Annotated in this window: 6 protein-coding genes; 5 read left to right on the top strand and 1 reads right to left on the bottom strand. The window is 67.9% G+C overall.

Annotated elements, in window-relative coordinates:
* The 4 genes from ACFV15_RS47330 to ACFV15_RS47315 all read left to right on the top strand — a co-directional run.
* On the top strand, positions 1-1,412 hold a 1,412-nt coding region (locus ACFV15_RS47330; protein WP_378359993.1), incomplete at its 5' end, for a cytochrome c oxidase assembly protein.
* The gene (locus ACFV15_RS47325) at positions 1,409-3,637 is read left to right on the top strand and encodes a heavy metal translocating P-type ATPase (RefSeq protein WP_378359991.1); all 2,229 of its coding nucleotides are present in this window, start codon (positions 1,409-1,411) and stop codon (positions 3,635-3,637) included. The genes ACFV15_RS47330 and ACFV15_RS47325, both read left to right, overlap by 4 nt.
* 274 nt (positions 3,638-3,911) lie before the next feature.
* Positions 3,912-4,298, top strand: coding sequence for a hypothetical protein (locus tag ACFV15_RS47320; protein ID WP_378359989.1), 387 nt, complete (start codon positions 3,912-3,914; stop codon positions 4,296-4,298).
* A gap of 228 nt (positions 4,299-4,526) precedes the next feature.
* Entirely contained in the window at positions 4,527-4,925 is a 399-nt protein-coding gene (locus ACFV15_RS47315) for a hypothetical protein (RefSeq protein WP_378359987.1), read from the top strand.
* 159 nt (positions 4,926-5,084) lie between these two features.
* Here the strand turns inward: ACFV15_RS47315 and ACFV15_RS47310 are convergent, their stop codons facing one another.
* A complete protein-coding gene (locus tag ACFV15_RS47310; RefSeq protein WP_378359986.1) occupies positions 5,085-5,720 on the bottom strand; it encodes an isochorismatase family protein in 636 nt (211 codons plus the stop codon).
* Between the two features lie 102 nt (positions 5,721-5,822).
* On the opposite strand from ACFV15_RS47310, the gene ACFV15_RS47305 reads away from it, so the two are divergent.
* Entirely contained in the window at positions 5,823-6,785 is a 963-nt protein-coding gene (locus tag ACFV15_RS47305) for a GlxA family transcriptional regulator (protein WP_378359985.1), read from the top strand.
* The last annotated feature ends 459 nt before the right edge of the window (positions 6,786-7,244 follow it).

Below are 7,244 nucleotides of genomic sequence, written 5' to 3'. Positions count from 1 at the left end.
TGGTGGCGCCGGTGGTCGCGGGGCACGCCGGGTCCGGCGCCTGGCACGACGTCGCCACGAACGCCATGGTGTGGCATGTCGTGGCCGCCGGGGTCTGGGTGGGGGCACTGGTCACGCTGTGGTTCTTTCTGCGGCGGCCGGGCGCGCGGGAGCGGGACCGGGTGGTGCGCCGGTACCACCGGCTGACGCTGGGCTGCCTGGGCGTGCTCGTGGTCAGCGGATCGGTGACCGGTCTCGCGCTCGCCCGTCCGGCGGGCCTGGTGGGTGGCTACGGATTCCTGCTGGGGCTCAAGCTCGCGGTGTGCGCGCTGGTACTGCTGCTGCGCCGCCGGTGGGCCGCACGGTGGCCGGTCGCGGTGGAACTGGTCGTGCTCGGCCTGGCCATGGGCGCCACGGTCGGGCTGACGCATCTGGTGGCGCCCGCGTTCCTCTCGGACCCGTCGTCGATCGCCGAGACCATTCTCGGCTACGAACTGCCCACCGCCCCGACGGCCGGGTCGTTGCTCACCGCGTGGCGGTTCGACCTGCTGTTCGGCACGGTGGCGGTCGCCGCGGCCGTCTGGTACCTGCGCGCCGTGCGCATGCTGCGCCGCCGGGGCGACCATTGGCCGGCGGGCCGGACCGTCGCGTGGGTAGCCGGGTGTGCCGTCGTGGTCGTGGTGACCTGTTCCGGCGTCGGCAGGTACTCGTCTGGCACGTTCAGCATGCACATGGTGGTGCACATGGCGCTGAACATGCTCGCGCCTGCGCTGCTGGTGCAGGGCGGGCCGATCACGGTGGCGCTGCGTACCCTCAACCCCGGCCCGCGCCGCTGGCTGGTGTCGGTGACGCACTCACGGGCGGCCAGGATCGTGGCGCATCCCGCGTTGGCGACAGTCGTGTTCGTCGGGTCCTACTACGCGCTCTACCTCACCGGGCTGTTCGGCCAGGCGATGTTCTTCCACTGGGCGCACCAGCTGATGAGCCTGCACTTCCTGGTGTCCGGCTACGTTTTCTACTGGCTGGTCGCCGGCGTGGACCGGCCACCCCGGCCCCTCGTGCACCCCGCCAAGCTGGGGATGTTGTTCGCGGTGATGCCCTTCCACGCGTTCTTCGGCGTCATCCTGATGAGCTCGTCGACGGTGATCGCCGAGACCTTCTACCGCTACCTGTCGCTGCCGTGGGGTCCCGACCTGCTCACCGACCAGCGTCTCGGTGGCGGGATCGCCTGGGCCGCGGGCGAACTGCCGGTCCTGATCGTGCTCGTCGCGCTACTGCGCCAGTGGACGGCCGCCGACCAGCGCGAGGCGGCACGCATCGACCGCAGGCTCGACAGCGGCGAAGACGACCGGCTGACCGCCTACAACGCCATGCTCGCCGAACTGGACGGCAGGCACCCGAACGACGACATCGTCAGGAGCACGAACCCATGAGCACCACCACGGCCGACGCGCCCGCGTCGGTAGAGCTGGCCGTGTCCGGCATGACCTGCGCGGCGTGCGCGGCCCGGATCGAACGCAAGCTCAACAAGGTCGACGGAGTGAGTGCGACCGTCAACTACGCGACCGAGCGGGCGAAGGTGCACCTGCCATCCGGGTTCACCGCGGCCGACGCGGTCGCGCTCGTGCGTACCGCCGGCTACGACGCACAGTTCGCGACGCGGACGCGGGACAGTCACGCCGAGCACAGCACCACGGTGCGCGACCTGCGCAGGCGGCTCGTGGTGGCCGCGCTGCTCGCGATCCCGCTCGGCAATCTGTCGATCACGCTCGCCCTCGTGCCGAGCCTGCGCTTCGACGGCTGGGAACTGCTGTGTGTGCTGCTCGCGGCCCCGGTCGTCGCGTATTCGGCGCTCCCGTTCCACCGGGCGGCCCTGCGCACCCTGCGGCACGGCGGGGCCAGCATGGACACACTCGTCTCCATCGGGGTGCTCGCCTCGTTCGCGTGGGCGCTGGTGTCCGTGCTGCTCGGCACGGGCCAGTCCACCTACTGGCTCGGCTTCGGCACCACCGCGCCCGGAGCGGACGCCATCTACCTCGACGTCGCCGCCGGAGTGACGACTTTCCTGCTCGCGGGCCGGTACTTCGAGCACCGTTCCCGGCGCAGCGCGGTCGGGCTGCTCACCGCGCTCGCCGAGCTGGGCGCCAAGAACGCCCACATCCTGCGCGACGGCGGTGAAGTCACCGTCCCCGCGGCCGCACTGCGAGTGGGCGACCTGATCGTGGTGCGGCCCGGCGAGCGGCTGCCCGCCGACGGCGAGGTGGTCGATGGCGACTCCGCGGTCGACGTCAGCATGGTGACCGGCGAGTCGGTGCCCGCCGAGGTGCGGCCGGGGGACCGGGTCGTCGGCGCCTCGGTCAACGGGCACGGCAGGCTGGTGGTGCGTGCCACCGGGGTAGGCGCCAACACTCAGCTGGCGCGGATGCGCGCGCTCGTCGAGCGGGCGGTCGAACGCAAGTCTGCCGCGCAGCGGCTCGCCGACCGGGTGTGCGCGGTGTTCGTGCCTGTGGTGCTGGTGCTGGCGGCGCTGACGTTCGCCGGGTGGCTCGTGACCGGGCACGGGGTGCGGGAGGCGTTCAGTCCCGCGATCGCCGTGCTGATCATCGCCTGCCCGTGCGCGCTCGGCCTCGCGACCCCGACCGCGCTGATGGTGGGCGTCGCCCGCGGCGCGCAGCTCGGCATTCTCATCAAGGGGCCGGAAGCGCTCGAAGCGACCCGCGCGGTCGACACCGTCGTGCTCGACAAGACCGGCACGGTGACCACCGGCCGGATGACGGTCACCGGCCACACCTCGTTCGGTGTCGAACCCGCGGACCGGGTGCTGCGGCTGGCAGGTGCGGTCGAGGCCGCGTCCGAGCACCCGATAGGCGCCGCCATCGCCCGCGCCGCAGGCACCGGCCTGCCACCGGTCACCGGCTTCCGCGCGCTGGTCGGCGCGGGCGCACGGGGTGAGGTCGACGGGCGTGTGGTCCTCGTCGGCTCGCCTGCCCTGATGGCGGCCGAGGGGATCAGTGTCCCCGCCGCGGCGTTGGCCTGGCTGCCCGACACGGCGACCGGGGTGCTGGTGGCGGTGGACAGCACGGTCGAGGGCGCGCTCGCCGTGCGCGACACCGTGCGGCCGAGCGCGGCCGCCGCGGTCGCGCGACTGCACCGGCTCGGGATGCGCACCGTGCTCCTCACCGGCGACCGGCCCGCCGCCGCGCACGCGGTCGCCGCCGAGGTCGGCATCACCGAAGTGCTCGCCGAAGTGCGCCCCGAGGACAAAGCCGCCACCGTCGAACGGCTCCAAGCCGAGGGCCACCGGGTCGCCGTCGTGGGGGACGGTGTCAACGACGGCCCGGCATTGGCCTGCGCCGACCTGGGCATGGCCATGGCACTGGGGACGGATGTGGCGGCCGAGGCCGCGGACATCGTACTCGTCCGTGACGACCTCACGACCGTGCCCGACGCGGTCGTGCTCGCCGACCGCACCCTGCGCACCATCCGCGGCAACCTGATCTGGGCGTTCGGTTACAACGTGGCCGCGTTGCCGATCGCCGCCTTCGGCCTGCTCAATCCGCTGATCGCGGGCGCGGCCATGTCGGTTTCGTCGCTGCTCGTCGTGACCAACAGCCTGCGGCTGCGCGGATTTCACGCAACCGGTCGCGGCGACGTCTGACCAGAGAAGTGAAACCGGGATGGCAAGTCGCGAGGCGAATGCCGGGACTTGCCCAGCGTTCGTCAGTCCGCTGTGGACGGTGAGGTACTCGCTGAGGTCGGGCCGCTACCGGCGGTCATTTTCCTCGGGCTGAAAGCGCTCAAAGTGTCTAGTTCCGCGAGTTGAGGGACGAAATCCGAAAATTTCCGGTTGTCCGTATCTGGTGCAAGCTGTCACAGTTTGCTTTACCAACCCTTTAGGGTCGTATGACCTCTCAGAAATAAGGTGATTACCAGTGACAGCCATGAAGAAAATCGCAGTGGGCCTCGCCGCCGCGAGTGCGATGACGCTCGCGATCGCGCCGGCAGCCTCGGCGGAAGGCGCGCACACCATCGTCTTCTCCAATAAGTCTGTCGTCTTCTACCTCTCCTTCACCTCCAGGGATGCTGCGGGAACCGTCGTCAAGCAAAAGAAAACGACGTGGGCGGCGGGAGCCTTTGGTGGAACGTACAAGTACCAGGTGCCTGCCAACGCGGTCTCGACGCGGTTCACTGCGTCTGACCGCGGAACACAGCAGCTCGGAGTCGACTTGGCCAACACGCAGCACTGGTGCTATCGGGCTCCCGCAAGCTGGCACGGAAAGATTGAGGGCCCTGTCGCCAAGTGTGACCCCAAGGGCTAGCTGATCTGTCAGCTTGGGGCGCGGCTCCGGCTCCTGATTTTCGAGGTGCCCGTGGGAATGGGTGAATCTCGGCGCGGTATCGGATGACCGTGGTCGTTCGATACCGCGCTTTTCGCTTTCGTGGGAAGAATTCGGGTCGTCAGTGGTAGTCGTGCTCTGTGGCTGGAAATTGTTGCAGTAGCTTTCAGTATCTTTCGGATCGGAAATCTCCCCAGAGTAAGGTTGACGATGACCGTAACCAGGAAAATCGCAGTGGCCCTTGCTGTCGGCGCCATGACGCTTGCGGGCGCGGTGGTCGACGTGCCCGCAGCCTCGGCGGAAGGTGCGCACACCATTGTCCTTTCGAACAAGTCCCCCGCTTTGTACGTCTCCTTCGCCTCCAGGGATGCTGCGGGAACCATCATCAAGTACAAGGAAAAGTCGTGGCCGGCGGGGACCGCTGGAGGAACGTACATGTACCAGGTGCCTGCCAGTGCGGTTTCGACCCGGTTGAAGCTGAGCCGGACCGGGCTGCCTGATCCCAACGCTAACGTCGGAACGGACCTGGCCAACACGCAGCACTGGTGCTTCCGCGCGGACCGCTCGGGGCGTATTGACCAGATCAAACCCTGCGACCCCAATGGATAGGTGGTGTGGCAGCTTGCGGTGTGGTTCCCGGTTCTGATTTCCCGGGCGCCTGCGGGGATCGGGGGAATCTCGGCGCGCTATCGGGTGGTCGGGTTGCCCGATAAGCGCGCCTTTCGTGTGTGGGCTGTCCTCGCTCGCGGTTTCGGGTGGCAGGGGAGGTCAGGCGGAGAAAGCAGCGCGCCCCTCGAGAGCGGATGCGCCGAGGTCACTCTTCGGCAGTGCCTCGCCCGCGGTGACCGCCGTCGCCCACTCCGCGGTCGATCCGACCGCGGCGAAGTTGGAATTCAGCAGCACCAAGAGGGTCTCGTGCAGCTGCCGCGCGGACACCTTTCCCGCCGCGTTGGCGAGGTGGACGGTGCCCGTGGCGTCGGAGAGTATCTCGGCCTGGAGCCCGATCGCTTCGGCGGCCGCTGCGGTGGCGATGTCGCAGTTGTTGGTCATGTAGCCGACCAGCGTGATGACGTCGACCCCGCGTTCGGCCAGCCAGGCCGCCACGTCCGTGTCCGAGAAGACACTCGCCTTGGTCTTGGTGACCCGTTTCCACGAGGGGGACACGCGCTTCTCGAGCTCAGGATGCAAGGACCAGCTCGCGGATCCGGCGGCGAACACCGGTGCGCCCACCGGCAACTCGTGCTGGACCACCACCACCGGGAGACCGTGCTGCTCGGCGATGTCGACGGCTCGGGCGATGTTGGCGATCGACTCCGCACGGGGCGGGTACTGGATCTGCAGGATGCCGTCGAAGTACTCCTGCTGCGCGTCGATGACGACGAGTGCACGTCGAGGTGCGGACATTGCGGTTCCCTTCGTGATCTCGTTACGTTCGCTCCATCGTGGTCCGGCGCGGCGCGGTAGTGTGAGTGGCCTAAAAGACAGCTATCGATGAGATTGGGACAGATGAGGGTCGCCGTGCACGTCTTCGACGGCATCTCGACATTCCACCTCTCGGTGCCGTTGCTGGTGTTCGGTGAAGTCGAACGGCAGGGCGTCGCGCACGGGTGGACTACCCGCCTGTGGAGTGAGGCGGGTGACGGGCGGGTGTCGACCCTCGAGGGCGTTGGTGTGGAAGGCGTCGCGGGGGTGGAGGTGGCAGAGGTGGCGGACCTGGTGATCTTGCCGTCATGGCACAGTGACCTGCGCCAGGCGAGCGGCCGTCTGACGGAGTTGATCCGCCAGGCTCATAGCCGTGGTGCTCGAGTGGCGGGCCTCTGCTTGGGCGCCTTCCCCGTGGTCGACAGCGGATTGCTGGACGGCCGCACGGCCGTGACGCACTGGGCGGCGGCTGACGAGCTCGCCACGCGCCGCGCCGCCGTCTGTGTGAAGAGCGACGCGTTGTACCTCGATCATGGTGACGTGCTCACCTCGGCAGGCACGGCCTCGGCCATCGACGCCTGCCTGCACCTGCTGCGGGCAGAACTCGGAACGAGCGTGGCGTCGCTGATCGCCCGTCACCTGGTCGTCGCGCCACACCGTGACGGGGGACAGGCGCAGTATGTCGACCGCCTGGTGCCCGAGAGCCACGAGTCAGGCCTTCTTGGCGTCACCATCGAGTGGGCGCTGAACAATCTCGATCTCCCGCTGGGCATCGAGCAGCTGGCGCGGCATGCCGGCATGAGCCGCCGGAACTTCACCCGGCGTTTCGCCCAGGCGACCGGCGTGACGCCGGCGAGGTGGGTCCTGCTCCAGCGCCTGGACCGGTCACGCGGGCTGCTGGAATCGACCGACTGGCCGATGGACCGTATCGCCAGGAAGTGTGGCTTCGCCAATGCTGTCACCTTCCGGCAGAACTTCGTGGCGACGTACGGCACGGCTCCGAGCTCCTATCGGCAACGGTTCTCCCGCGACGCGCACGACCGGTGAGAGCTCGTCGGCGCCGCGAACGGCGAGTGAGTGTCCGGGCGTGGTCCGCGGAAGATGGCAGGTAAAGCATTCTTTACTTATGTAGTGCGCCTGATGAATCTTTATGTCGTTGTTGTGCTGTCCGGCCATTGAGTCGTCTCTTTCTGTGACTTGACGTATTGGCTAAGTCACGGTTTCGGTTGGCTTGTTGAAGGGTTTCCCTTTGATTTGCCCCAGGACTTGTCCTGCGGCTTGGCGGGACGCGGACGCTGTTACGCTGGCTGGCGACATCGGTCGGTTCTCGAACTTTCATGTGTCGGCAAGGGTTTCTTTGGGGGGTGCGAAGAAATATCGAAATAGAATGAGTTAACTAAAGGAGCCCCCTCATTGGTCACGCATCTGCCGCATGGCCTCCAGAAGTTGCTGGAGGTTACTGTTGGCATGCCTTGGCCTGAGGGTTCTGAGGATGATTTGTGGCAT

The sequence above is a fragment of the Amycolatopsis sp. NPDC059657 genome, from assembly GCF_042734395.1.
Taxonomy (GTDB): domain Bacteria; phylum Actinomycetota; class Actinomycetes; order Mycobacteriales; family Pseudonocardiaceae; genus Amycolatopsis.
The sequence above is the reverse complement of the archived record's forward strand: the minus strand, read 5'-3'. Positions and strand labels throughout refer to the sequence as shown.

Bases quoted from the DNA above. Each gene is read 5' to 3' on its own strand.
- ACFV15_RS47325 (WP_378359991.1), top strand. From the start codon at position 1,409: ATGAGCACCACCACGGCCGACGCGCCCGCGTCGGTAGAGCTGGCCGTG.
- ACFV15_RS47315 (WP_378359987.1), top strand. From the start codon at position 4,527: ATGACCGTAACCAGGAAAATCGCAGTGGCCCTTGCTGTCGGCGCCATG.
- ACFV15_RS47310 (WP_378359986.1), bottom strand. From the start codon at position 5,720: ATGTCCGCACCTCGACGTGCACTCGTCGTCATCGACGCGCAGCAGGAG.
- ACFV15_RS47305 (WP_378359985.1), top strand. From the start codon at position 5,823: ATGAGGGTCGCCGTGCACGTCTTCGACGGCATCTCGACATTCCACCTC.